Genomic DNA, 24822 nt, shown 5'->3' with positions numbered 1-24822 from the left:
AAAGTAAAAATGGCAGAAATTCTTGACGGACTTAAAGTATCCAAGGAAATTAAAGCAGAGATCAAGGTTGAAGTAGAAAAGATTCTCGCAAGCAAAAGAAGAGCTCCGCATTTGGTGGCTATTCTTGTAGGAAATAATGGAGCTAGCAAGGCCTATGTAAACTCTAAAGTAAAAGACTGTGAGGAAGTAGGATTTCAATCCAGCTTAATTAAATTTCCAAGCACTGTTTCTGAATCTGAACTATTGGAAAAAATTGACGAGCTTAATAAGTCTAAAGCAGTAGACGGATTTATTGTTCAGCTGCCTTTACCGGATCAGATTGATCAGGAAAAAATCATCAATGCTATTGACCCAAGAAAAGACGTGGATGGTTTCCACCCGGAAAACTTTGGAAAAATGGCTCTTGAAATGGATACTTTCTTACCAGCGACTCCTTTCGGGATTTTAACATTATTGGAAAGATATAATATTGAAACAAAAGGAAAAGACTGTGTCATTATCGGAAGAAGTAAAATTGTAGGAAGACCAATGAGTATTTTGATGGGAAGAAAAGATTTCCCTGGAAACTCTACTGTTACCCTTACACACTCATATACGAAAGACATTGAAGAATATACAAGAAAAGCAGACATCGTTATTACCGCTTTAGGAGATCCGCATTTCTTAAAAGGAGATATGATCAAGGAAGGAGCTGTAATCGTGGACGTGGGTATTACAAGAGTAGATAATGACTCTCCAAAAGGGTATTACCTTGCAGGTGATGTGGATTTTGACAGCTGTGCTGCCAAAGCAAGCTGGATCACTCCGGTACCTGGAGGAGTAGGCCCAATGACAAGAGCGATGTTGATGAAAAACACCATCATTGCTTACAAAACTTCGGTCTATAACGACTAATTTAAAATGAATAAAGAAGAAGATATTTTATTAAAAGAAGGTAAAATGCTCCCTGTGATGGAGCATTTTTACACTTTACAGGGAGAAGGAGCACACACCGGAAAAGCCGCATACTTTATCAGGCTGGGAGGTTGTGATGTAGGATGTCACTGGTGTGATGTAAAAGAAAGCTGGGATCCGGAACTCCACCCTTTGATGAATGCAGAAGAAATTGCGGAAACAGCTGCCAGACATTGTAAAACAATAGTACTGACCGGCGGTGAACCTTTAATGTGGAATTTAGATATCCTGACCTCCAAACTAAAAGAACTAGGATGCACAGTACATATTGAAACTTCCGGAGCCTATCCCATGAGCGGACAGCTGGACTGGATTACTCTCTCCCCTAAGAAAACAGGACTTCCTAAAGAAGAGATCTATCAAAAAGCCAATGAGCTTAAAGTGATTATTTTCAACCAGCATGATTTTACTTTTGCTCAGGAACAAGCTGCAAAAGTTTCCGAAAACTGTAAACTTTATCTTCAGAGTGAATGGAGCAAAAGAAACGACATGTATCCTAAGATCACAGATTTCATTCTGGAAAACCCTGAGTGGCAGGCTTCTGTTCAGACTCACAAATATCTGAATATCCCGTAAAAAAGTGTAAATTAGCCGTGCTTATCCGCTATAATACCGATAGATGCAGAGAATTCGATACTCTAGATACCTGAAATCAATCATCATGTTGCTTGACCTCATGGTTATTGCATCTGTCTTCATATTCTTTTTTATAAGCAGAAACGAAAGTTTAAAATACAATAAAGAAACCTGGTACCAGAATAGTTTTTCTCTCATTCTGTTGTTTTTGTTCTGGGTGCTCCTTAGCGGTAGGACAAAAATATACAATATCCCGAGAAACCTTACTTATACCCTGTTTCTTGAACGGCTTTTAATCCATTTCCTGTTTTTTATACTGGGAGTGCTGCTTATAGGAAAGGTAAGTAAAAATGTGTTTTTCAATTCGGATATTTACTGGCTTTCCCTCTACCTTTTTATTGCCATCTTTCTTGCAAAATCATTAGTATATTTTGCGATCAAATATTTACGGTCTCTTGGTGCCAATTACAGGAATGTCATGTTTTTAGGAGACAGCCATTCCACAGAAATTTTGAAGAATATCTTTACAGACCGTAAAGATTATGGATACAGAATATTTGAATACGGACATACCGGAGTGAAGATCAGTGAGCTGGTAGATTTCTGGAAAAAGAACGGAATCCACACCTTGTTTTTATCTATGGAAAACTCCTATGACGAAGCGATGGAAAATGAAATTTTCAGACTGGCCGAAGATCATAAGATTCACATTTCACTGATTCCAAGTATCACCCAAAGTGATTTTTTCCTTTATGATCTTGGATATATACAGACCCAGCCGGTACTTAATCAGGCCAGGTACCCGTTAGATTATTATTCTAATTTCCTGATGAAAAGGACATTTGATATTTTCTTTTCTGTTATTATATTGGTCTTCATCTGCTCATGGGTATTTCCAATCATTGCGATTTTAATCAAAACAACTTCCAAAGGACCTGTTTTTTTCTTTCAGAAAAGATATGGCTTTCATGAAGAGGTTTTCAATTGTATTAAATTCAGAACAATGGTTGTGAATGATGAATCTACTACCAAAACCACCTCAGTAAATGATTCCAGAATTACCAAAATAGGTAAATTTTTAAGAAAAACAAGTCTTGATGAACTTCCTCAATTCATCAATGTACTGAGAGGAGAAATGTCTGTGGTAGGCCCGCGTCCTCACATGCTGGCTGTCGACAATTATTACAAACCTAAAATCGGGAGATACAGCCTGAGAAGTATGGTAAGTCCTGGTATTACCGGATTAGCACAGGTGAACGGACTGCGGGGTGACTTCGGAGATGTGGAAGTAGAGATGAAAAAAAGAGTTCTAGCCGATGCATTCTATGTAAGAAACTGGAGTTTTGCCCTGGATCTGGTCGTTATTTTAAAAACCGTTCTATTGGTTGTGGGAGGAGATAAAAATGCAAAATAAAGAACGGGATAAGATTATATTGAAATAATTTTAACACAAAACCAGGCTTTGGTCTTATTCTTGACTGTAGCCCAATTAAATAAAAAAGTCTAATTTAGCAGTATGTTAAAAAAGTTTTTCACAGCAATAGGGGAATATATAATCCTCTTGGGAAAATCCCTGCAGAAACCTCAGAAAATGAGGGTTTTCTGGAAGCTGTTCATGAGAGAAATTAATGATTTGGGAGTAAATTCTTTCGGGCTTGTAGTCTTCACTTCAATTTTCGTGGGGGCTGTAGTTGCTATTCAGATGTTCAACAACTTTGATGCTTCTTCATTTCCTATTCCTACTTCATTTGTAGGATACGCTACAAAGGCTGTATTGGTTCTGGAATTTTCGCCAACCATTATCAGTCTGATTCTTGCGGGTAAAGTAGGGTCTTATATTGCATCCAGTATTGGAACAATGAGGGTTTCCGAACAGATTGATGCTCTGGATATCATGGGAGTAAACTCTCCGAATTTTCTGATTTTCCCTAAAATTGTTGCCTGTGTTCTCTTTAACCCTCTTCTTATTGCCATCAGTATTGTATTTGGTATCGGCGGAGGATATATTGCCGGAATTCTGACCGGAAACTGGACCGAGAACGATTATATAGTGGGAATCCAAATGTATATGCCCAATCTGTTTATCTATTATGCATTTATCAAAACAACTGTTTTTGCCTTCATCATTGCCACAGTACCTTCTTATTTCGGATATAATGTGAAAGGAGGATCATTGGAAGTAGGTAGAGCCAGTACGCAGGCGGTAGTATGGACAATGGTATTCATTATCATTTCCGAATTAATTTTAACCCAATTAATATTAAGCTGATGATTGAGGTAAAAGATCTTAAGAAAAGTTTTGGAGATGTTGAAGTATTGAAGGGAATTTCAACTTCATTTGATAAAGGAAAGGTAAACCTGATTATTGGACAGAGTGGTTCCGGGAAAACCGTTTTTCTAAAAAGTTTATTGAATGTTTATATGCCTTCATCAGGAGAAATTCTGTTTGATGGAAAAGATATTAATACGATGACCAGAGATGAAAAACAACATCTCCGTTCAGAAATCGGAACCGTCTTCCAGGGAAGCGCATTATTTGACTCTTTAACAGTTGAAGAAAACATTATGTTTCCTCTTGACATGTTTACCAATCTTACCTACAGAGAAAAAAAGAAAAGGGTTTTTGAAGTAATAGGAAGAGTACACCTTGATAAAGCTGAAAAGAAATACCCGTCTGAAATTTCAGGGGGAATGCAGAAAAGGGTGGCTATTGCAAGAGCAATTGTAAACAATCCCAAATATCTGTTCTGTGATGAGCCCAATTCCGGACTTGATCCCTATACTTCAAAAGTAATAGATGATCTTCTTTACGAGATCACAAAAGAATATAACACCACAACCATCGTCAATACCCACGATATGAACTCTGTAATGACGATTGGCGAGAAAATTGTATACCTAAGACTGGGAATCAAAGAATGGGAAGGCAACAAAGACATTCTGATTACTGCAGGCAATAAAAATCTGATTGACTTCGTTTATTCTTCAGAACTGTTTAAAGAGCTGAGAGAATATTTACTTGAGAATAATAAAACGATTGAAACGACAAATACAAAAATAGACGATAATGAAAAAGGTACTTAGTATAGCGTTATTAGGGTTTTCAATGTGGGCATCTGCACAGATTTCACTGGCAGGTAAAGCCAACTTAATTTTTCCGACAGGCTCTCCTTCATGGTCCAATATCAAAGGAACAGTGAATGATGCGATTGAAGGAACAGGTAAAAATAATGTAGGTTTCAATGTTGGGCTTTCATTAAAGGTAGGTCTTCCTACTTCATTGTTTGTGATGCCGGAAATCTATTACACTCACTTCAAAAATGAGTTTACTACAGAGAACACTACTTTTGATGTAAAAAGCAACCGTATTGATGTTCCGGTTCTTTTAGGATATAACCTTTTAGGGAATATGCTTGGCGTTTTTGTAGGACCTGTAGGAAGTTTTAACTTAAATAAAGACAATACTTACAACGATTTCAAAGAAAATGCTAAAAATGATTTTACTGTAGGATACCAGTTTGGTGCACAGCTTGAAATCAAAAAACTTATTGTAAATGCCAGATATGAAGGTGCTTTCAGTAAAGACGAAAGAAATTTTATCAACAGAGTTTCCGGTACGGAAATCAGATATGATAACAGGCCTAATCTGTTTATGGTAGGTTTAGGATATAAATTCTAATGAATTATCGAAAATAACAACTTGAAACCCTCAAATTTAAATTTGAGGGTTTTTATTTTGTGCTTCAAGTTCAGCCTGGCGTTTTGCAATTTCTGCCGCCTGTTTCTCAAGCTCTTCTTTGTCTTTCTGCAGCTGTTTGAATTCCTTTCTCTTCTGTTCGGCCTTGATAGCGCTTCCTTTACTTACATATCCTACCATTCCTCCAATGATAAGTCCTATACCTATTCCTGCCATTATTCCCATAATGTGGGAAATTTTTATTTGTTCTACGGCAAAATCGGTTGTCAGATAGAAAAGTAATGCAGAAACTGCTAAAAGGATAAGTCCGGTAATTGATAAACTCTTCATAATATTGTGTTTAGGTGGTTAAATAAAAAAGCCTTACCAAATTTACTAAAAATTTAATAAGGCTTTACTCAAGATTAAAATTCTCATTATAATTTTCCTCCCGCAGCCTTATAATATTCTAAAGCTTTCGGAAGATCTTTATTGATATCTGAAATTCTTGTTTCCGGGCTTGGGTGGGTAGATAAGAATTCCGGCTGTCTTGCTCCCGAAGAAGCTGCTTCCATTCTGTTCCAGAAAGGAATGGCTGCTCTCGGATCATATCCGGCCATAGACATCAGGTAAAGTCCCATTTCATCTGCCTCAGATTCCTGCCCTCTTCCGTATTTCAGTAAAGCCACTTGCGACCCGATAGGATATACCTTCTGGAAAACACTGGCCCATTGCGCATTGGAGATGGTTCCTCCCAGGATAGCACCTCCGTACTGGGCTACCATTGCCTGAGAAATTCTTTCGTTTCCGTGGCCTGCCAATGCATGGGAAACTTCATGTCCCATTACAACGGCAAGTCCGTTATCGTCTTTTGTTACCGGCAATATTCCGGTATAAACTGCTACTTTACCGCCGGGCATACACCATGCGTTCAGCTCGTTGCTCTGCAATAGATTAAACTCCCAGCTATAGTTGGCAAGATCCGCTGATCTTCCAATACTCTGATAATATCTTTCTGCTGCATTTTTAATTCTGTTTCCTACATTTACCACTCTCTTTGCATCTGCCGTACCGGTAATCACTTTACCTTTAGACAATGTCGTTCTATATTCCTGTGAAGACATTGTTAAAATTTCCGAATTGTTGGCCAGTTGTAAAGAAGATCTTCCTGTAATCGGATTTGTAGTACAGGCAACAGCCGACAGAGCAATAGCTCCCATTCCAAATAGATGTGTAACTTTCATAGTTTGAGTGTTAATAATTCAACCTTAACAATTTTTATTCCAAAATATTTAATAAAGAAAATATTTGCATACATTTTGCTGTTTAAAATTAATAATTATCTCATTATGAAAAAGTATATTTCTTTACTGATGATTTTTGGATTCCTGTTCCTATTTCAGAGCTGTGCATCACAAGGTTCATTAGATTCGAAAACAGTGGATACTTTAGTAAATTCCCAGGAGTTTACCTTCTATGCACAACGAGCCAATCCTACCAATTATGATGTTATCAATGTCATGAACTCTATGCCCAATGCTACTGCAACGAGAATGCTTAATCTGAATGGAGATTACACCATTGATGTAAGTAAAAATACACTTGATGTGGTACTTCCTTACTTTGGAAGGCTTTTCAATCCAACTTACGGAAGCACAAGTGATAACAGCTACAGATTTACCTCAAAAGATTTTACGGTAACTAAAACTCAGAATAAAAAGGGAACCTGGACTTTAAAATTCAAGCCTAAAGATGCAAGAAATGTAGATGAAGTGAATATAGAAATTTTTAAAAACGGAAAAGCTTTCGTATCGATGAGAAGCAGCGACAGGCAGCCCATTACTTATGACGGATATATTTCAAAAACTGAAGTAAAACAGGAAAAAGAGAAGCTTTAATCCCTTTTTTGATCAGATAAAAATTTTTCAACAAATAATTTTGCTTCAGTACTTGGATTGGAAACCATGGCTGAAGCATTTTTTTTGTGCATATGATAAGCTTCCTCTACCGGATTGCTTTTTTTCATCAGGGATAAAATATATTCCTGGACCCAATATTCGAATCGCTTTTCAGCCTGCTGAACACGGATTTCTTCAAAACGGCCGCTTTTCTTTTTCAGATCAATAAATTCAAATATTTTATCGTAGACCTCCTGCAGCCCTTCGTTATGAAGAGCAGAACCTAATAGCACAGGGATCTTCCAGCCTTTTTCTTTAGGAGGAATAAAGTCTAAAGCTCTTTTCAGTTCAAGCCTTGTATTTTTCGCTTTCTGAAGGTTATCCTGATCCACTTTATTGATAAAAATAACATCCACCATTTCCATGATTCCTCTTTTTATGCCCTGAAGTTCATCTCCGCCTCCAATGATTTTAAGGAATAAGAAAACATCGGTAATATCAGCAACCAGTACTTCTGACTGTCCTACTCCAACGGTTTCTATTAAAATATAGTCGTATCCTGCAGCCTCGCAGATCATCATGGTTTCAAAAGTGGTATTGGCTACTCCTCCGAGAAACCCGGAGCTTGGGGAAGGGCGTATAAAGGCATTTTCTTCTTTGGCCAGTTCTTCCATTCTGGTTTTATCCCCTAAAATACTTCCTTTGTTAATTGCCGAGCTGGGATCAATAGCCAAAACGGCAACCTTTTTTCCCTGGGTAATAACAAGGCGTCCGAAGTTTTCTATAAAAGTAGATTTGCCGGCTCCGGGAACTCCCGTTACTCCTACTCTCACAGAGTTTCCGGTAAAAGGCATAATTTTCTTTAAAAGTTCTTCTGCCTGTACTCTGTGTTCCGCTTTTTTGCTCTCAACCAATGTAATAGCTTTTGCAATCAGGCGTTTGTTTCCTGATTGTATTCCCTCTATTAACTCTTCTGTAGAAAATTTCATTGATTCAAAATTAATAATTAAAATGGGAATGGTCAATAGCCGCTCCATAATGATGAGTTAAAAGACATCAATTATCTTTATTTGTAATTCCCTATCTCGTACAAATTCAATTTTTATTTCTTCTAAATTAAAACTAGAACACCCTGTATCAAAGGCTTAAGGAATTTATTACATTTGTTATATCTCAAAAAAAGAAACATGAAAAAACTCATCGCTGCGGCTTCGTTTACCGGTATTCTACTGGTTTCCTGTACGCCGAAAGCTGCTACCTCTACTGCTACTGCAGGAACTTCAACGTCTACTGCAGAACAGATTGCCCAAGGGAAAACTATTTTTGAAAATTCCTGTGGAAGATGTCATAAATTGCCGGATCCTGCTTCACATACGCCTGTACAATGGGTAGGAATCATGAATTCTATGGCTCCAAAAGCAAAACTGACGGATGAGCAGCACCAATGGGTTTATGATTATATTGTTTCTGTAAAGAAGTAATTCATCAAACAAAAATAGATATGAAAAAATTCATTTTAGCAGGTATCGCGGCATCTGCATTTCTGGTATCCTGCGGACCAAAGAGTGTGGCTGTAACCGGACCAAAGTACACATCATCTGAGCAGCTGGCGCAGGGAAAGACCATTTTTGAAAATTCCTGTGCAAAATGCCATAAATTGCCGGAACCAACCAAGCATGACGACAAAGGATGGATCAACACTTTAAGCAGAATGGCTCCAAAGGCTAAGCTTACTGATGACCAGCATCAAATGGTGTATGATTATCTGATTTCTGTCAATAAAAAATAAGACTGCCTCAAAATTGTCATTCTGAACACAGACTGAAGGTCTGGAACGTAGTTCAATAATGGAGTGAAGAATCTCACGCTTATGGTTATCAATGAGATTCTTCCTTCGTCAGAATGACAGAAGTCAAATGATTTGACTTCTGAGGCAGTCATACTGCTTTTATTATAAGTCAAAAAAAGATTACTCTGCTTTCTTTATGTCACCTGCTCTGGTTACTTTTCCTTCAATCATTTTTTCTCTGTCTTCAAGTACTTCAAGTGCTGCCCGGCTGTAAGCAAATTTTTTAGCTTCTTTCAGGACACCTAAAGCCTTCTCATACTCAAAGTTTCTTTCATGAAGAAAAGACTGGCAGTTCAGAATTTCCGATTTGTCAATACCTTTTAAATTCAGAGCAAAGTCAATCAGTTTTTCTGCTTCTTGATAATCTTCATTATTCAAAAGACATCCAATATAATATTGGGGAGTATTGATATTCCCGATATTACTTTGAATGGCTTCATTAAAGTACTTCTTTGCTGTTTCATAATCCTTTAATTCTTCAGAATATACTCTTCCCATCAGACAAAGGCTGTCTGCATCTTCAGGTTCATAAGATAACGCGTAGTTCAGTGCATCCATGCATTCAGAAAGATTGAATGGAAAGTAGTCTAACGCTTCAAAATAATATTTGCTTTTAGTTAAGGTCATTGTTGTAGTTTTTAAGTTCATTTTTCAAGGCATTCCTTTGTTTTTTGAATGTCCTGTCTTCATAATTTTTTTTAAAATCTGTTCCTGAAAATGTACGAACCGGATTTCCACGTTCCACCTGTATCTGCATAGACCAGGTTTCTTTCAGCTTTCTTTCCAACTGTTGAATATAAACCGCCATTACCTTTTCTTTTAATCTGATAACCGATAACTTTTTATTTTCAAGTTGTGAGCGGGAATCCTGCACAAAAACAGTTTCTTTAGTGGGAATATGAGTGGCGCGCACAGCAGTATTCACTTTATTTACATTTTGCCCTCCGCTTCCCTGACTCCTCGCAGTCTGAAATCTGATATCTTTTTCATTGAAATCAATCATTTTGACATTTTCCAATTCAAAAATTCCGATAAACCAGTTGCTTCTTTTATGCAGTTTCCTGAAGGTACTTTTTCCAATCCAGCAAATGCTTCCCAGCCAGCTTTTCAGAAACGGGTTTACTTCTTTTCCTTTTAAAAGTACAGTCACTGATTTTAAGGTCAGATTTTCATCACCGTTTTCACGATGAATGATTTCGTATTCTATTGTATTGTGTTTTGCCTCTTCAAGAAAGCTCTTCAGGACCTTGGCTACCACCCACTGGCATTCCAAAGGACCTCTTCCTGAAGTGATCTGTATTAATTTTTCCATTTTTTTGTTACATTTTACTAAACCTTACAGGTTTTTGAAACCTGTAAGGTTATAAAATATTAGGCTGATTACTTATCCATTCTCACAATTCGTGGTTGAAATGTTCCCAGGATGTCTACCAGCTCACTCTGTGCATTCATCACTTCATTGATGTCCTTGTAGGCCATTGGTGCTTCCTCTGCATTTCCGCCCATCAGTGTGACATTTTTCATCTTCAGTTCTTTTTTGATGTCATGCTGGGTGAAAAGGCTTCTGCATTCCCCTCTTGAATGCGCTCTTCCGGCTCCATGAGATGCAGAGTTCAGGGATTCCGGGTTTCCTTTTCCACGAACGATAAATCCTTTCGCCGTCATGGATCCGGGAATCATTCCCAATTCATTCTCATTGGCAGGAGTGGCCCCTTTCCGGTGAACAATCACTTCTTTTCCGTTATGGATTTCTTTCCACGCGAAGTTGTGATGGTTTTCAATTCTGGCTTTTACTCTTCCACCGACCGCTTTCACCAGCCTTCTGTGAATATCGTCGTGGCAGGCTGAAGCATAATCTCCGGCAAGGTTCATTGCCGTCCAGTATTCCAATCCCAGGTGGGTACTGAGGTCCAGCCAGGCGAAGTTTTGAGCTTCTTTTGGTAATGGACACTGTTCTGTTGCCACTCTTGAGTAATACTGGGCTATCTCAGCTCCAAGACCTCTTGAGCCGCTGTGAGAAAGTATTCCCAGATATTTTCCTTTAGGCAGGCCAATCTGTTCGTCTTCTTCAGTGATTTCCACTTCCCCGAATTCTACAAAATGATTTCCGCCGCCTGAGGATCCCATCTGTTTGATGGCTTTTCCCTTTAATCTTCTTAAAATCGGGATCATATCGAATGTATCTCTGTCGAAAATCTCGTGATCTATGTGAGATTTATGGATCTCATACATTCCGAATTTTGTATGTTCAGCAAGCGCTTTTTCATACTTATTTCTTGCTCCTTCAAGATATGAAACGGGCGTATCCAGAATACTGAGGCTCATTCTGCAGCCAATATCCATTCCTACTCCGTAAGGGATTACTGCATTTTCCACCGCCAGGACTCCACCGATAGGAAGGCCGTAACCGCTGTGGGCATCAGGCATTAATGCTCCCTGAGTTGAAATTGGCAGCTTCAAGGCAGTATATAGCTGATTTTTTGCCTCCTCTGAAATGTTAGTACCAAAAATCTGAAATGAAGCCCGCTGTGAATTTAGCATCCGCTTTTCAGTTTTTTTGGATGAAAGCAAGGTTTCTGCAATCTGTCCGAAGGTGAGATCTTTTTCAAATTCTTCCGGATTCAGCAGGATTTCCTTTAAAAGAGATTTTACGTGGTGAATATTCTTCGTTGCAAAATTTCTTTTCATGACTTCCAATGCTACGTTGACGCTTTGATTATTTGGATAGCCCAGTTTTAATATATCTTTTCCTTTTAGTTTTAAATTTCCCATTGTTTTTGTTTTAAATAACAGTTGGACTTAGTCGTCCAGTAAGCTTTCTGCAATCTTTGTTGCAGACATTGTGCAGGTAGCATAGTTCCTGCTTTTAATAAGTGGAATATCTTCTCTTTTGCTTTTCCATGAAGATGACTTACCATACATTGTTTTGTTGATAATTCCCACAATTTTATGCTGCCCTAAATAATCGTCCAGTTCTGCACACTCTTTTTCCAATTCAAAGATTACAGGTTTATAATGGGTGATCATATTAGGTCTTGTACGCAGCGTAAACCTCCATGGTTCAATAAATTCGTAGTAAGGCACATAAGACTTCCGGGCCGGGCAATATTCTTCCTGTTTCAAAAAATACTGTCTTTCTCTTGCTGTAAGTCCCAGCTTTGGGTCATTCCAGGAATATGAAGAAATATGCTGGAGTTTCTGTACTCTCTCTACATATATTCTCCGCCCGAATTTTCTTTTCTTTTTTAAAAACCGGCGGCTTTCCGAATACATGTAGGTATTAATTTTCTTCAGTATTCCTTCAAAGAATTCTCCGTCTTTGGATCTCATGACATCTTCTCTTACCGCAAAGAATCTTACAAATCCTCTTTGATAAGGCTTATCCAAAGGAATCCATGGAGTATTTCGTCTGATTTGCCAAAGTTCTTCACTACGTCGATATTTTTTTCTTATCTGCTTTTCTACATCTTTTCTAATTGCTCTTTTTCTGCTTCTCACACTTCTCAGGCGGGAAAGCAAAAGGTTATCATTTTCCATTGTGAACAGAAGCCTTGTGTGAAATCGTAATTTTTATCTCACACAGCTTTTAATCAACTAAAACACTAGTTGAATGGATTAATAATAGACGAAATAGTTCTGAGGAATATTTCTCATCTTATTTTGCCTTTAATGACACTAAAAAAAGATTTCGGGGAAACTTGAAGTTTGAAATATTGCGCAATAAAAAACCCGAAATCTCTACGACTTCGGGTTTTGATATTTCATTGTACTGTTATTCTAAGAATGTACCAAACCGCGAAGCCTTACCACCATAAGTGGCAATCCAACTGTAGAATTCTGTTTAGTTCTGAACATTGCTTCGTCGTTTTTTATTGGTTAAACTTGATTTTCAGATGCAAATATATACATTTTTCTGAGAATCAAAATATTTTTTTTCACTTAAGGTGAATAATACTGAGAAAAATGGCATCAATTACCTTTGTCATCCGTTTTGTATCCAGCGTTTCCAAAGTATCGGTAGGTTCGTGATAATTTTTATTTCTGAAGAAAGAAGTATCGGTGATCATGAGTGCGGGGATATCGAAATTCCAATAATTCAGATGGTCGGAAAAGTCTATTCCCGCTATAAATTTGGGTGCTGAGAAGGTTTCTGTTTTGATCTGCTCAGAGCCTTTAAAGTTGTTGATAAAGTTTTTTACAAACGGACCTGCCCCACTGAGCTTTTTAGCCAAAGTAATAAAGTCTCCTTTATCACCGTAAAACCATGAAAGAATGCCTAAAGGAAAGCTCTGCGATCCCTTTTCATCTCTGAAATATCCAATCATTTCCACGCTGGCCATTCCATACACATCGATATTATTGTCTTTTAAATATTTTGCATGGACATAACTTCCCATATTTTCAGTCCTGAAATAAGGAGGTTCTTCCAATGTGTAAGCTACAAGATCAACCCTGTACTTCAGCTTTTGTCCTTTAAGCATTCTTGCCAGCTCCAAGAGGGCTGTAACCCCGGTTGCATTATCATCCGCACCCTGCTGATTTCCGCAGACATCGTAATGAGCTCCTATAATGATCCGCTTTTTGTTTTCTGATCCAAAGGAAGTAATTACGTTTTTGTATACTTTCTCATCTACTTTATATTCCTGAAAAGTGGTACTATCACTATAAACAGCAAAATTCTGACGAATATAGTCTGCGATGGTATTAAGCTGGTCAATATTTTTATGGTTTCTGAATTGTGGTGTTTGGGTAAGTGCTGTCAAATGCTTTTTTACCAAAGCAGTATCTGCAATAATATTCGAGCTTTGTATGGATATATTTTTCTTCCCTGAAAGTAACAGGAAAACACCAGCGATAATAAATAAGCCTACGAGAAAAAACAGTTTTTTCCTCGTAGGCTTTATTATATTTTTCAGATTCATAGGATGTGCTTTTAATTTCTGTGCTGAAATTAAAGCTTTTCTGTCTATTTTTCTAAAAATCTCTCTAAAATTTCTACTGCACATTTCGGAAGATTGGTTCCAGGTCCGAAAATAAAATCGGCACCGTTGGCATACAGGAATTCATAGTCCTGCTGAGGAATTACTCCTCCTACAACGATAGTGATATCATCTGCTCCCAGTTTGGATAATTCTTCCACCACCTGCGGAACCAGTGTTTTGTGTCCTGCTGCCAGTGAAGAAACACCCAAGATGTGAATATCATTTTCTACAGCCTGTTTAGCGACTTCTTCCGGGGTCTGGAATAAGGGAGCCACATCCACATCAAATCCCATATCGGCAAATGCTGTTGCCACTACTTTTGCGCCTCTGTCGTGGCCATCCTGTCCCATTTTGGCGACCATTAGTCTTGGGCGTCGTCCTTCTTCTTCTTCAAATTTCTGAGTCAGGGCAAGGGCTTTTTCAAAATATTCATTTTTACCGGCATTCATTGCGTATACACCAGAGATTGTTTTAATATTTGCTTTATATCTTCCAAAAGATTCTTCCATGGCATCACTCATTTCGCCAAGGGTAACTCTTCTTCTTGCGGCTTCAATACATAGTGCCAGAAGGTTTCCTTTTCCTGTTTTTGCGCTTTCACGGATGTCATTAAGAATTTGTTCTACCGCTTCTGTATTTCGTTCTGCTTTGATGGTATTCAGTCTTTCGATCTGCTTTCTGCGAACTTCTGTATTATCAATGTCTAAGATTTCTATCTGATCCTGTTTTAATGAGGATTTGAATGAATTCACTCCGATAATGAATTCTTCTCCGCTATCAATCTTAGCCTGTTTTTTAGCGGCAGCTTCTTCAATTCTCATTTTTGGAATTCCGGCTTCAATAGCTTTTGTCATTCCCCCTTCCTGTTCTACCTCATCAATGTACCTCATCGCTTCTTCAATCATTTGCTGAGTAAGGCTTTCCACCAGGTTACTACCTCCCATTGGATCTACCACATCACATATTCCGCTTTCCTGCTGAAGAATGATCTGTGTATTTCTTGCAATTTTTGCTGAATAGTCGGTGGGAAGTGCAATGGCTTCATCCAGTGCATTGGTGTGGAGAGATTGTGTTCCTCCTAAAGCCGAAGACAACGCTTCAATAGCTGTTCTTGTAATATTATTGAAGGGTTCCTGCTCTGTCAGAGACCAGCCGGAAGTCTGAGAGTGGGTTCTTAATGCCAGAGATTTCGGGTTCTGAGGATTAAACTGTTTTAAAAGGGTTGCCCAGATATACCTTGCGGCACGCATTTTAGCAATTTCCATGAAATGATTCATTCCGATTGCCCAGAAGAAAGATAGTCTCGGGGCAAAATCGTCTACGTTCATTCCTGCTTTGATACCTGTTCTTACGTATTCAAGACCGTCTGCCAGTGTGTACGCCATTTCAAGTACGGGTGTTGCACCAGCTTCCTGCATATGGTATCCGGAAATGGAAATGGAATTGAATTTCGGAATGTTTTGCGAGGTATATTCAAAAATATCTGCGATGATCTTCATGGAAGGTGCCGGCGGATAGATATACGTATTTCTCACCATGAATTCTTTCAAAATATCATTCTGAATGGTTCCTGAAAGCAGCTCCTGTTTTACGCCCTGCTCTTCTGCCGCTACGATGTAGAAAGACAAAATTGGAAGTACCGCTCCGTTCATGGTCATGGATACTGAAATCTGATCCAATGGAATCTCATTGAAAAGAATCTTCATATCTTCCACAGAGTCGATGGCAACACCTGCTTTTCCTACGTCTCCCACCACCCTTGAATGGTCAGAATCATATCCTCTGTGCGTGGCCAGGTCAAATGCTACTGAAAGTCCTTTTTGTCCGGCTGCAAGGTTTCTTCTGTAAAAAGCATTGGATTCTTCGGCTGTGGAAAATCCGGCATACTGACGGATCGTCCATGGCTTTTGAACGTACATCGTGGAATACGGCCCTCTCAGATAGGGAGCAATTCCTGGAGAAGTCTGCGTTAATGATTCATCTTTTACATCTTTTTTTTCATAGGATGATTTGAGTTCAAGACCGTCTTTTTCAAAATTGTAAATCTCTCTTTCCTGAGGTAATACACTAAAATCCGGGTTTTTCACAGAAATTGTCTTTCGCATTCCAATTATTTTTGTCCCCGTAAAGTTAATTTTTTTGAACGAAACATGAAACTTCTGTTAACATTCTGTTTTTCTTGATTTTAATAAAAGAAAATGGCCGGACAAATGCCCGGCCATTCTTATTCATAAATAGTCTGCTTATTTTTTAATAAGCTTCGTATTGTAAGTATTTTTGTCATCTTTTATCGTGATCACATACATCCCTTTGATTAATGAAGCAACATTAATTCTTTGTCCGTCAATCTGACCTTCCTGAGCTAATCTTCCGTCAGCAGTATAGATTTTATAATCTGCTTTTCCTTTCAGATTTTTCACTTCTACGAAAGTATCTGCAGGGTTCGGATAGATTGAAATCTCAGTTGATTTTACATCTTTTGTTTCATTTACAGCAAGGGTTTCTGCAATTTTTACAGTAAAGTCTCTGAAGCCTCCAGTAGAAATAACTCCTCCTCCCTGTACCGGAACTGATGAAACACCACATGGTCCTGTGGCTGCATTAAAGAATGTACTTGCAACTCTCATTCTCAATGTTTTATCGCCTGCATATGCAGTTGCGGGTACAGTAAATGTAATTGTTCCATCATGGAAGCTAAGCTGGTTTGCTGCATTGTATACAGGGACAGCTGAATGAGATCCTACTTTTTCAGTAGATTCAAAAATTCCATTTCTATTATAATCGATCCAGATTTCAAGGAAGTCACTGTATGTACCCAAATCATGCCCTAAGTTTCTAAATGAAGCTGTATACTGGGTTCCTTTAGTTAAATTAATTATTTTCGTTGGATCATCACTGAAATCAAGATAAGTTTTTGCTGCAGTGGCTAAATTACCGGAGAAATAAGCAAGATTAGATAAGTTAAGCTGAATAAGACCGCTGTAATATGGTGCATTCAGGTTATTTCCCCCTGTACTCATCAGACAATAATCTGCTCCTGTAGTTAAACCTTTTGTTTTAAATGCATAGTTTGCTGAGAATGTTCCCGGAACACTATTCACAACAGCTGCAACCTGAGCTTCATAATTAGTTTCATCTTCTAAACTACTTAATAAAACAGAGTTTACAGAGCTTGTTGTATTCTGCCAGTTTGTTTCTCCTACTTTTCTATAGTTAATAGAATAAGTAGCTCCCGGCACGTTATTCCAAGATAATCTTGCTGTAGTTTTTAAGATTTCAGATGCTAAAGCAGACACTCCTGTAGGAGCTGCTGTAGTAGATGTAGGGGCTGTACCTACAGTTACCTGTGGAGATACTGCGTAGAATACGTTTCCTATAGCTGAAATTTTTAATTTGATTGCTCCTGTAAGATTTGCAGGCATCTGTACTGTATAGGATCCTGTATTTGGAGTGGAGGCCACTAATTCTGTCCATGCAGATCCATTAACAAGGTCTGTAGTATACTCAATCTTTACATTACTTGCGTTATATGGTGCGGCATTGGTATTGGCAACATCCCAGGTAATTGTATTTGATGCATTATTGTATAGGGTTGTCGAAGAAGTAATTCCATTAAATTTAAATGGTCCGTCATTTCCTACAGTAAGGGTTGTTTCTGAAGATACAAGCATTGGTCTCAAAGCATTTTCATCTCTAGCAGTTACCGCATAGTGAAGTATTCTCGGTATGTAAGAAACGGTTTCCCAGGTAGCTTTATTAGTAAGTTTTCCAGCCATTACAAGTGGTAAACTCGGGAAATATCTTCTTCCGCTTGCTGTTCCGAAGAAAGATCTTGCAATAGAGCCTTGTGCATTGTATCCCCAACCACTGTCTCCGGAAATAGAAGCAAGATTGTTGACACTGTCATATTGCTCCCAGGTATATTTTATTGCATCACCTTCAGCATCGGTAGCAGATGCATCCAGGTAATAAGGAGTGCCCTTTGGAATAGTGTATGCTGTAAGGGCAGCAATAGTAGGGGCTGTATTATTTGTAATATTTTCAGATGTTCCACAAGTAGTCTTTGCGTCTAAGCTATTAAGAATCTGATTAATTGAAGAATAATGGAAATAAGCATCCGAATTAGCCTGTACATTGTCCTGAGTAATTCCGGCATATCCCATAATTGTTGTTCCTCCACCCGGCTCAACATTTACACCAGAGCCTTCCGTAGCATGTGAAAAGGTATGGTTTCCTCCAAGCTGGTGTCCCATTTCATGCGCAACATAATCAATATCAAAAAGATCTCCTGTTGGATTGGTATTCTGTGTAAACGCAGATCCTTTTGCTAATGAAGTAGCTGTAGCAGGATCAACACATGTAGATCCGATAGATCCGGCATTTCCGTTACCACCGGCAGCATTGAATACATGCCCCATATCATAATTCGCATTCCCTACTTGAGCTGTTAAGGTTTGCTGAAGCTGTAAGTTTAAGTTCCCAGTATAAGGGTCTGTTGCAGGGTCTGTATATATAATGTTAGGAAGATCCTGAATAATCAGTTTAATTGCAAAATCTTTTTGAAAAACGCCATTTACACGGGTTATAGTAGCATTCATCTGAGTAACGGTATTGGTTACTCCTCCAGTCGGATCAAATTTCTTTGTATATTCTCCCGTAGTAGAGAGAGCCAATCTGTAAGTTCTGAATTTCGTACTTGCCGGTCTGTTTGTTATTCCTACATTAGAAAGGTTTTTTTTTCCGAAGGCTTCTAATGATTTAATATCTTTGAAGTTTTTCTCTTCAGTAGTACATTCAAAACCATGATCTGCCTCTGTTCTTTTTGTTTTATAGAAAACACCATACACCTGCTTATCAGCAGTAATAGGCTCTATAAACTGAAATTTCCCGTCTTTGATGATCATCGACTGCATTTCAGTAGGTGCAGTACTGAATCTTACATATTTGCCAGGATCATCAACCCCTACTCCTACATAAGATCCCAGCTGATATCTGTCTGCCATCGATTTTTCCATCACAGGATCACTATAAACAGCAAATTTTTCAATTTTTCCTTCTGCTGTAGGCAGAGATACGATTACAGCCTGAGCTCCTTTACCTGTTTCTACAGCATCTTTCAGAATATTTCTAAGAGACTGTAAATCAAATCTGTAAGCATACTGAACTTCTACTTCTTTTCTGATCTCTGATGTTCTTTGTGAGGCAGGTTCCCACCTCTGCGCATTAAGGCTGGATAGCCCAGCAGCCAATGCACAAACCAGTAAAATTCTTTTTTTCATAATTACCTAATTAGTTTAGAATTAATAAACTTTAAATATCCGCCCTAAAAATAAGAATTATAAACATAACAGCATAAAAAAAACAGCCAATTTTAAATAAAATCGACTGTTTGTTTAAATATTTTACTTTTTTAGAGTTATTTCTTTATTCCCATCTCAAACAATGCAAATGATATAAGATCTGCATTTTCACTGATCACCTGATCTGTAGATCTTCCGGCGCCGTGTCCTGCATTCTTTTCAATTCTTAAGAGAATAGGGTTTTTACATGCCTGTTTTTCCTGAAGCTCTGCACCAAATTTGAAAGAGTGTGCCGGAACAACCCTGTCATCGTGATCACTGGTGATAATCATTGTGGAAGGATAACAAGTTCCTGCTTTTACATTGTGTACAGGTGAGTAAGATTTAAGGTATTCAAACATTTCTTTACTGTCTTCTGCAGTACCGTAATCATAAGACCATCCTGCTCCGGCTGTAAATTTATTATACCTCAGCATATCCAGAACTCCAACTCCAGGGAAGGCTACTCTGGCTAGATCAGGTCTCATTGTCATTGTCGCTCCTACTAATAATCCTCCGTTTGATCTTCCTGACAGCGCCATGTATTCTTTTGAAGTATACCCTTTACTTTGAAGATATTCTCCGGCAGCGATAAAGTCTTCAAAAACATTTTTCTTCTGCTGCTTAGTCCCGGCATCGTGCCACTTTTTACCATACTCACCTCCTCCACGGATATTTGGAACAGCGTAAATACCACCATTTTCCATCCAGATGGCATTGACTACAGAGAATGATGGCTGCAGGCTGATGTTGAAACCTCCATAAGAATACAGAATAGTAGGGTTTTTACCGTTAAGTTTAGTTCCCTTCTTGTAATTGATCATCATAGGAACTTTTGTACCGTCTTTTGAAGTATAGAATACCTGTTCCGAAACATAGTCATCCGGATTAAACTTCACTTTAGGTTTTTGATAGATTTCAGATTTTCCTGAGTCTACATTGAATTTATAGGTAGTTCCCGGTGTAATATAATTGCTGAAAGAGAAGTAAACATCTTTCTCTTTTTCTTTTCCTCCGAACCCTGAGATATTTCCTTTGCCGGGAAGAGCAATTTCTCTGATCAGTTTTCCGGTTTTATCGAATTGTTTTACCTGATCTATAGCATCAATCATATAGGTTGCGAAGAAATATCCACCACCTGAAGAAATTCCTAAAACATTTTCTGTCTGTGGAATGACATCTTTCCATGTTGCCGGAGCCGGGTTGCTGATGGTTGTTTTTACAAGACGCATATTCGGTGCATCTTTATCTGTGAAAATGAAAAGATCATCACCCTGTGTGTCGACAATGCTGGCATTGATATCAAATCCGTTCATAATCTGCACAAAATCTCCGCCTTTTTGAAGGTCTTTTATGTACAATTCATTACCATTGGTAGCATTCGCTGCAGAAATGATAAGATATCTCTGGTCTTCAGAAACTCCTGCACTTAAATATCTTCTTGGCGTTTTCTCTCCTCCGAAAATCAGTTTATCTTCAGACTGCTTTGTTCCCAGCTTGTGGAAGTATACTTTATGCTTATCAGTCATCCCTGAAAGAACTGTTCCTTCTTTCGGTTTGTCGTAGCTTGAATAATAGAAGCCTTCATCTCCCTGCCATGAAATTCCACTGAATTTCACATCCAGTAAAGTTTCATCAATCTGTTTTTTGGTTACTGCATCGATGATGATGATCTTGTTCCAATCGCTTCCTCCTTCAGAAATAGAGTAGGCAGCAAGGTTTCCTTTTTTATTGAACGACAGGTTGGAAAGAGAAGTTGTTCCTTTTTCTGAAAATTTATTAGGATCTAAAAATACTTCTGTAGCATTGGTCTTGTTGTTTGTTCTATACAAAACAGACTGGGCCTGCAGACCGTCATTTTTATAATAATAGGTATAATCTCCTTCTTTGAAAGGCGCTGAAATTTTTTCATAGTTCCAGATTTCCTTCAACTGATTTTTAATTTTATCCCTGAACGGAATTTTAGAAAGGTAATTCTGGCTGTAAGCGACTTCTTCATCCACCCATTTTTTGGTAGGTTCAGAATCATTTTCCAGATCTCTGAAGGGATCAGAAACGGCTGTTCCAAAATAGGTATCTGTCTGGTTTCCTTTTAACGCTTTAGGATAATTCATTTTCTGAGAATAAAAAGATGCTGAAAACAAAACTCCAGCTGTTAACAATATAGGCTTAAAATTCATACTGATCGGTTTGTCTCAAAAATACGTAAAGTATGTGAAATAAAAAAAGCCCCATTGTATTGGGACTTTCTATACTTTATAATCGGTTATTCATTGGCTCCGAAGCTTTCAAAATAAAAATCGGTAAGGTTGGAAACAATCTCATCCGGGCTTCCGTTCCAGTAATATATTTTGTCTCCTACTTTCATTTCGTAAAGATTAAAACTCTGATCAGCTGTTACCGTTTTATCAGCATTTTTGAAATCCTGCGCTGCCTGAACCAGATATTTTTTCAGTTCTTCTGCTTTTATTTTACTCAGATCGCCTTTTGGTCCGGAAGTTAATTTCGAGGGAACCAGAAAGCTTACGGAATAACTTATTTCTGCAATTTTTTCGTCTTTAACATATTCATTCGGGACCACTTTTACATTTTTAACAGTCAGTTTTCCTTTTTTAAAATTCCCAAACATTGCGATAAAATACTCTTCCGCCTCTTTTTTGCATGCTGAAGCCGTGGCTTTAGGGAAAGCAGCCAGAAAGCTCTCTACGCTGCCATTTATCATTTCTTTTGAAGTTTCCTTAAAATCTACCTGATACGCATTCTGACCTTCTACAGTAGGTCTTAGATAATCGTTCAGTTTGTTCAAAGCTGTTTCATCATTATTCACAAAAGTTCCGAAAAAGAGTTCAAAGGCTTCTTTGGGTTTCTTCACTTCTGTCTGAGCCATCAGCTGCTGTCCCATCACGGAAAGCAACAGCAGGAAAATAATTTTGTAGTTTTTCATAGTTTAAATTGTATTTAGTATGTAAAAAAGCCCCTGAAAAATCAGAGGCTGTATTTTAATTATTTCGATTTTTTAGTAATTTTCTTCTTCCCCTTTCATCTTTTCTGCATTTTCTGCCATGATTACGGCATCAATCATTTCAGAAATATCGCCATTCATGTAAGCATCAAGGTTGTACATAGACTTGTTGATTCTGTGATCTGTAACTCTACCTTGCGGATAATTGTACGTTTTAATTTTTGCAGAACGGTCACCGGTAGAAACCATAGATTTACGTTGTGCAGCGATATCTCCCTGTACTTTCTGTAATTCAATATCGTATAGTTTTGTTCTTAGCATTTCCATCGCCAGCTCACGGTTAGCAAGCTGAGAACGAGCCTGCTGACAAACCACAACAAGTCCTGAAGGCTTGTGGGTAAGCTGAACTTTCGTTTCAACCTTGTTTACGTTCTGACCTCCGGCACCACCTGAACGGGAAGTCTGCATTTCAATATCTGCAGGATTCAGTTCAAAATCTACTTCTTCAGCTTCCGGAAGAACTGCCACTGTAATGGCAGAAGTGTGTACTCTTCCCTGAGATTCTGTTTCAGGTACACGCTGTACACGGTGAACTCCGGATTCAAACTTCATGATTCCGTAAACACCTTCTCCTTCCACTTTCATGATCAATTCCTTGTATCCTTTCGCTGCTTCATTAGAATCTGTCACTTCATGTCTCCATCCTTTTGTTTTGAAATACATGGTATACATTCTGTAGATATCTTCCACGAAAATAGCGGCTTCATCACCTCCGGTTCCGGCACGTAGTTCCACGATAACGTTTTTGTCATCTGCAGGATCTTTAGGAATCAGCAATACTTTCAGCTCTTCTTCCAATCCGGGAAGTTTAGCCTGGGCTTCCAATTTTTCTTCTTTAGCCAGATCTACCAGGTCTCTGTCTGAACCATCTGCGATAATTTCTTCAGATTCTGCGATACTGTCCAAAGCGCCCTTGTACTGATCATAAACTCTTACAATTTTTCCCAAATCACTATATTCTTTGTTCAAAGAAGAATATCTTTTTTGGTCTGAAATGACATCAGGCTGTATAATAAGGTCTGCAACCTCATTATATCTTTGTTTTATAGCTTCTAATTTTGGAATTAATGATTTAGACATTGTAGAAATTTTGTGGGTGCAAAGATAAGGATTATTAATTCAAAATTAAAATTCCTCATCATCATAAATTTTTGAGCATTAGGGATAAAGAGTCAAAAAGGTAAAAAAGCCGAATTGTAAAAATGTTTATGATATTGAAATCAGGCTCTAAGATCTTTTAGAAAGTCTTCTGTCTATTATGTATAAAACAATTCCTACTGCAATAATTCCTAATCCTATGAGGCTTTCTTTAGGGTTATGAATGAATGTAAAATAGAGAATATAGATACTGAACAGCAGAAAAACAGCCGGAAAAATATGGAAAGCATTCGACTTAAAGATCTTCCTGTCTTTTTTCTTCAGAAAGAATACCGTCGAGATCGCAAGACTTGCAAAAAGCTGTAGTATAAAAGCTGTATAGACAAAAATTTCTTTAAAGCTACCCGTTAAAATAATAATAGCAGCAATCACAGCATGGGCAAAAATAGCTCTTACCGGAATTCCTTTTGCATTTCCAGCTGATAATGGTTTCCAGATGTGGGTATGTTTTGCAAAAGCCTGTGTCAGTCTTGAGCCAACCCACAAGTATCCGCTTATGGTTGCAATCAGCTGCAGGGCTATAAAAATATTAACAATTTTTCCAAAAGCCGGTCCAAGCATATTGACTGCTGCTTCTCCCATCACATCTTCTTTTCCTGCCAGCTGATTTACAGGAGCATGTTTCAGCATAATATAATTCACCAGAATATAGCTTACCGTCACAAAAACAGTTCCTATAATCAAGGATTTCGGAAGATTTTTCTGCACATCCTTTATTTCTCCGGCAATATAGGAAGCTGAATTCCAGCCTGTGTAGGAATAGGTAACAAATACCAGAGAGGTAGCAAAGGCAGGAAGCATGATCTCATTCTGCCAGCTGTCACTGAAATTAAGGCTGTTACCGATCTGGGGTGAATTTGAAATTCCTACTCCAAGAATAACCAGTACAATAATAAAAGCGATCTTAATGAAGGTAAAAAAGTTGTGAAACCTGCTGGATGTTTTCAGGCTGAATGATAAGGCAATTGCTACCAGGAATATCGCGGCTATGGCAAATCCGTTTCCAAAAGAATACTCAAATACAGAAAGATATTTCGACATAGCCAATGCTGCCAGCGCTACGGGAGAGGAAAATCCTATGATGAGCGAAATCCAGCTTATGAGATATCCGAAAATCGGATGATAGGTTTCTTTAAGATAAATAAAATCGCCTCCGTTCCCTTTAAAATGGGAGCCCAATTCTGCGTAGCAAAATGCCCCGAACAAAGCGAGAACCCCTCCGATGCTCCATAGCAGGAAAATACTGTAGGTATTGGTAATATCGGAAAGCTGAAATCCCAGGGTGGTAAAAATCCCTGTTCCGATCATATTGGAAACGACAATGGCTGCGGCTGTTTTCCAGCCAATCTGATGTGAGGCAGTACTCAT

The 24822-nt window shown here is 38.2% G+C and carries 23 protein-coding genes; 9 read left to right on the top strand and 14 right to left on the bottom strand.

Features of this window, described 5'->3' with window-relative positions:
* The first annotated feature begins 9 nt into the window (after window positions 1–9).
* The 6 genes from AC5YGI_RS09360 to AC5YGI_RS09335 all read left to right on the top strand — a co-directional run bounded on the left by AC5YGI_RS09360 (window position 10) and on the right by AC5YGI_RS09335 (window position 5209).
* Window positions 10–894, top strand: coding sequence for a bifunctional 5,10-methylenetetrahydrofolate dehydrogenase/5,10-methenyltetrahydrofolate cyclohydrolase (locus tag AC5YGI_RS09360; protein WP_034692667.1), 885 nt, complete (start codon window positions 10–12; stop codon window positions 892–894).
* A 6-nt stretch (window positions 895–900) separates the two neighbouring features.
* Entirely contained in the window at window positions 901–1530 is a 630-nt protein-coding gene (locus tag AC5YGI_RS09355) for a 7-carboxy-7-deazaguanine synthase QueE (protein WP_110009928.1), read from the top strand.
* Between the two features lie 43 nt (window positions 1531–1573).
* On the top strand, window positions 1574–2944 hold the full coding sequence (locus AC5YGI_RS09350) for an exopolysaccharide biosynthesis polyprenyl glycosylphosphotransferase (protein ID WP_454511369.1): 1371 nt from the start codon (window positions 1574–1576) through the stop codon (window positions 2942–2944).
* 102 nt (window positions 2945–3046) lie between these two features.
* The gene (locus AC5YGI_RS09345) at window positions 3047–3799 is read left to right on the top strand and encodes an MlaE family ABC transporter permease (RefSeq protein WP_110009930.1); all 753 of its coding nucleotides are present in this window, start codon (window positions 3047–3049) and stop codon (window positions 3797–3799) included.
* Window positions 3799–4614 carry an ABC transporter ATP-binding protein gene (locus tag AC5YGI_RS09340; protein WP_002983922.1) on the top strand — a complete coding sequence of 272 codons (816 nt, stop codon included), beginning with the start codon at window positions 3799–3801 and terminating at the stop codon, window positions 4612–4614. The genes AC5YGI_RS09345 and AC5YGI_RS09340 overlap by 1 nt, the downstream gene beginning before the upstream one ends.
* A complete protein-coding gene (locus tag AC5YGI_RS09335) occupies window positions 4598–5209 on the top strand; it encodes an outer membrane beta-barrel protein (protein WP_202840036.1) in 612 nt (203 codons plus the stop codon). The genes AC5YGI_RS09340 and AC5YGI_RS09335 overlap by 17 nt, the downstream gene beginning before the upstream one ends.
* Before the next feature lie 36 nt (window positions 5210–5245).
* Here the strand turns inward: AC5YGI_RS09335 and AC5YGI_RS09330 are convergent, their stop codons facing one another.
* Window positions 5246–5557, bottom strand: coding sequence for a hypothetical protein (locus tag AC5YGI_RS09330; RefSeq protein WP_110009932.1), 312 nt, complete (start codon window positions 5555–5557; stop codon window positions 5246–5248).
* An 86-nt stretch (window positions 5558–5643) separates the two neighbouring features.
* A complete protein-coding gene (locus tag AC5YGI_RS09325; RefSeq protein ID WP_227942670.1) occupies window positions 5644–6450 on the bottom strand; it encodes a M48 family metallopeptidase in 807 nt (268 codons plus the stop codon).
* Between the two features lie 105 nt (window positions 6451–6555).
* On the opposite strand from AC5YGI_RS09325, the gene AC5YGI_RS09320 reads away from it, so the two are divergent.
* Window positions 6556–7104: a DUF4251 domain-containing protein gene (locus tag AC5YGI_RS09320; protein WP_110009934.1), complete on the top strand. Its 549-nt coding sequence runs from the start codon at window positions 6556–6558 to the stop codon at window positions 7102–7104.
* Here AC5YGI_RS09320 and meaB read toward each other — a convergent pair.
* Window positions 7101–8093 carry a methylmalonyl Co-A mutase-associated GTPase MeaB gene (meaB, locus tag AC5YGI_RS09315; RefSeq protein WP_330744349.1) on the bottom strand — a complete coding sequence of 331 codons (993 nt, stop codon included), beginning with the start codon at window positions 8091–8093 and terminating at the stop codon, window positions 7101–7103. The genes AC5YGI_RS09320 and meaB overlap by 4 nt on opposite strands.
* A gap of 198 nt (window positions 8094–8291) precedes the next feature.
* Between meaB and AC5YGI_RS09310 the strand changes: the two genes are divergently transcribed.
* Together AC5YGI_RS09310 and AC5YGI_RS09305 are read left to right on the top strand one after the other, a co-directional pair.
* A complete protein-coding gene (locus tag AC5YGI_RS09310; protein ID WP_496168069.1) occupies window positions 8292–8585 on the top strand; it encodes a c-type cytochrome in 294 nt (97 codons plus the stop codon).
* A gap of 20 nt (window positions 8586–8605) precedes the next feature.
* A complete protein-coding gene (locus AC5YGI_RS09305; protein ID WP_496168068.1) occupies window positions 8606–8893 on the top strand; it encodes a c-type cytochrome in 288 nt (95 codons plus the stop codon).
* A gap of 180 nt (window positions 8894–9073) precedes the next feature.
* On the opposite strand, the gene AC5YGI_RS09300 is transcribed toward AC5YGI_RS09305, so the two are convergent.
* The 11 genes from AC5YGI_RS09300 to AC5YGI_RS09250 form a co-directional block, all read right to left on the bottom strand.
* Window positions 9074–9580, bottom strand: a complete 507-nt coding sequence (locus AC5YGI_RS09300) for a tetratricopeptide repeat protein (protein WP_496168067.1) — start codon at window positions 9578–9580, stop codon at window positions 9074–9076.
* Window positions 9567–10265 (bottom strand): peptide chain release factor H, encoded by a 699-nt coding sequence (prfH, locus tag AC5YGI_RS09295; RefSeq protein ID WP_330744355.1) that lies wholly within the window; start codon window positions 10263–10265, stop codon window positions 9567–9569. Before prfH ends, AC5YGI_RS09300 begins: the two co-directional genes overlap by 14 nt.
* A 68-nt stretch (window positions 10266–10333) precedes the next feature.
* On the bottom strand, window positions 10334–11725 hold the full coding sequence (locus AC5YGI_RS09290; protein ID WP_496168066.1) for an RtcB family protein: 1392 nt from the start codon (window positions 11723–11725) through the stop codon (window positions 10334–10336).
* Between the two features lie 27 nt (window positions 11726–11752).
* Window positions 11753–12490: a hypothetical protein gene (locus AC5YGI_RS09285; protein WP_496168065.1), complete on the bottom strand. Its 738-nt coding sequence runs from the start codon at window positions 12488–12490 to the stop codon at window positions 11753–11755.
* Between the two features lie 398 nt (window positions 12491–12888).
* Window positions 12889–13875: a M28 family peptidase gene (locus tag AC5YGI_RS09280; protein ID WP_496168064.1), complete on the bottom strand. Its 987-nt coding sequence runs from the start codon at window positions 13873–13875 to the stop codon at window positions 12889–12891.
* A 44-nt stretch (window positions 13876–13919) separates the two neighbouring features.
* A complete protein-coding gene (scpA, locus tag AC5YGI_RS09275; protein ID WP_496168063.1) occupies window positions 13920–16040 on the bottom strand; it encodes a methylmalonyl-CoA mutase in 2121 nt (706 codons plus the stop codon).
* Between the two features lie 138 nt (window positions 16041–16178).
* Window positions 16179–19214 (bottom strand): reprolysin-like metallopeptidase, encoded by a 3036-nt coding sequence (locus AC5YGI_RS09270; RefSeq protein ID WP_330744366.1) that lies wholly within the window; start codon window positions 19212–19214, stop codon window positions 16179–16181.
* A 137-nt stretch (window positions 19215–19351) separates the two neighbouring features.
* On the bottom strand, window positions 19352–21454 hold the full coding sequence (locus AC5YGI_RS09265) for a prolyl oligopeptidase family serine peptidase (protein WP_202840059.1): 2103 nt from the start codon (window positions 21452–21454) through the stop codon (window positions 19352–19354).
* 86 nt (window positions 21455–21540) lie between these two features.
* Window positions 21541–22218 carry a hypothetical protein gene (locus AC5YGI_RS09260; protein ID WP_110009944.1) on the bottom strand — a complete coding sequence of 226 codons (678 nt, stop codon included), beginning with the start codon at window positions 22216–22218 and terminating at the stop codon, window positions 21541–21543.
* A 72-nt stretch (window positions 22219–22290) separates the two neighbouring features.
* The gene (gene prfA, locus AC5YGI_RS09255) at window positions 22291–23376 is read right to left on the bottom strand and encodes a peptide chain release factor 1 (protein WP_062676053.1); all 1086 of its coding nucleotides are present in this window, start codon (window positions 23374–23376) and stop codon (window positions 22291–22293) included.
* 147 nt (window positions 23377–23523) lie between these two features.
* Window positions 23524–24822, bottom strand: coding sequence for an APC family permease (locus AC5YGI_RS09250; protein WP_330744370.1), 1299 nt, complete (start codon window positions 24820–24822; stop codon window positions 23524–23526).

This window comes from Chryseobacterium sp. CS3K3.1, from assembly GCF_059515165.1.
This window is presented reverse-complemented; position numbering and strand designations above follow the sequence as displayed.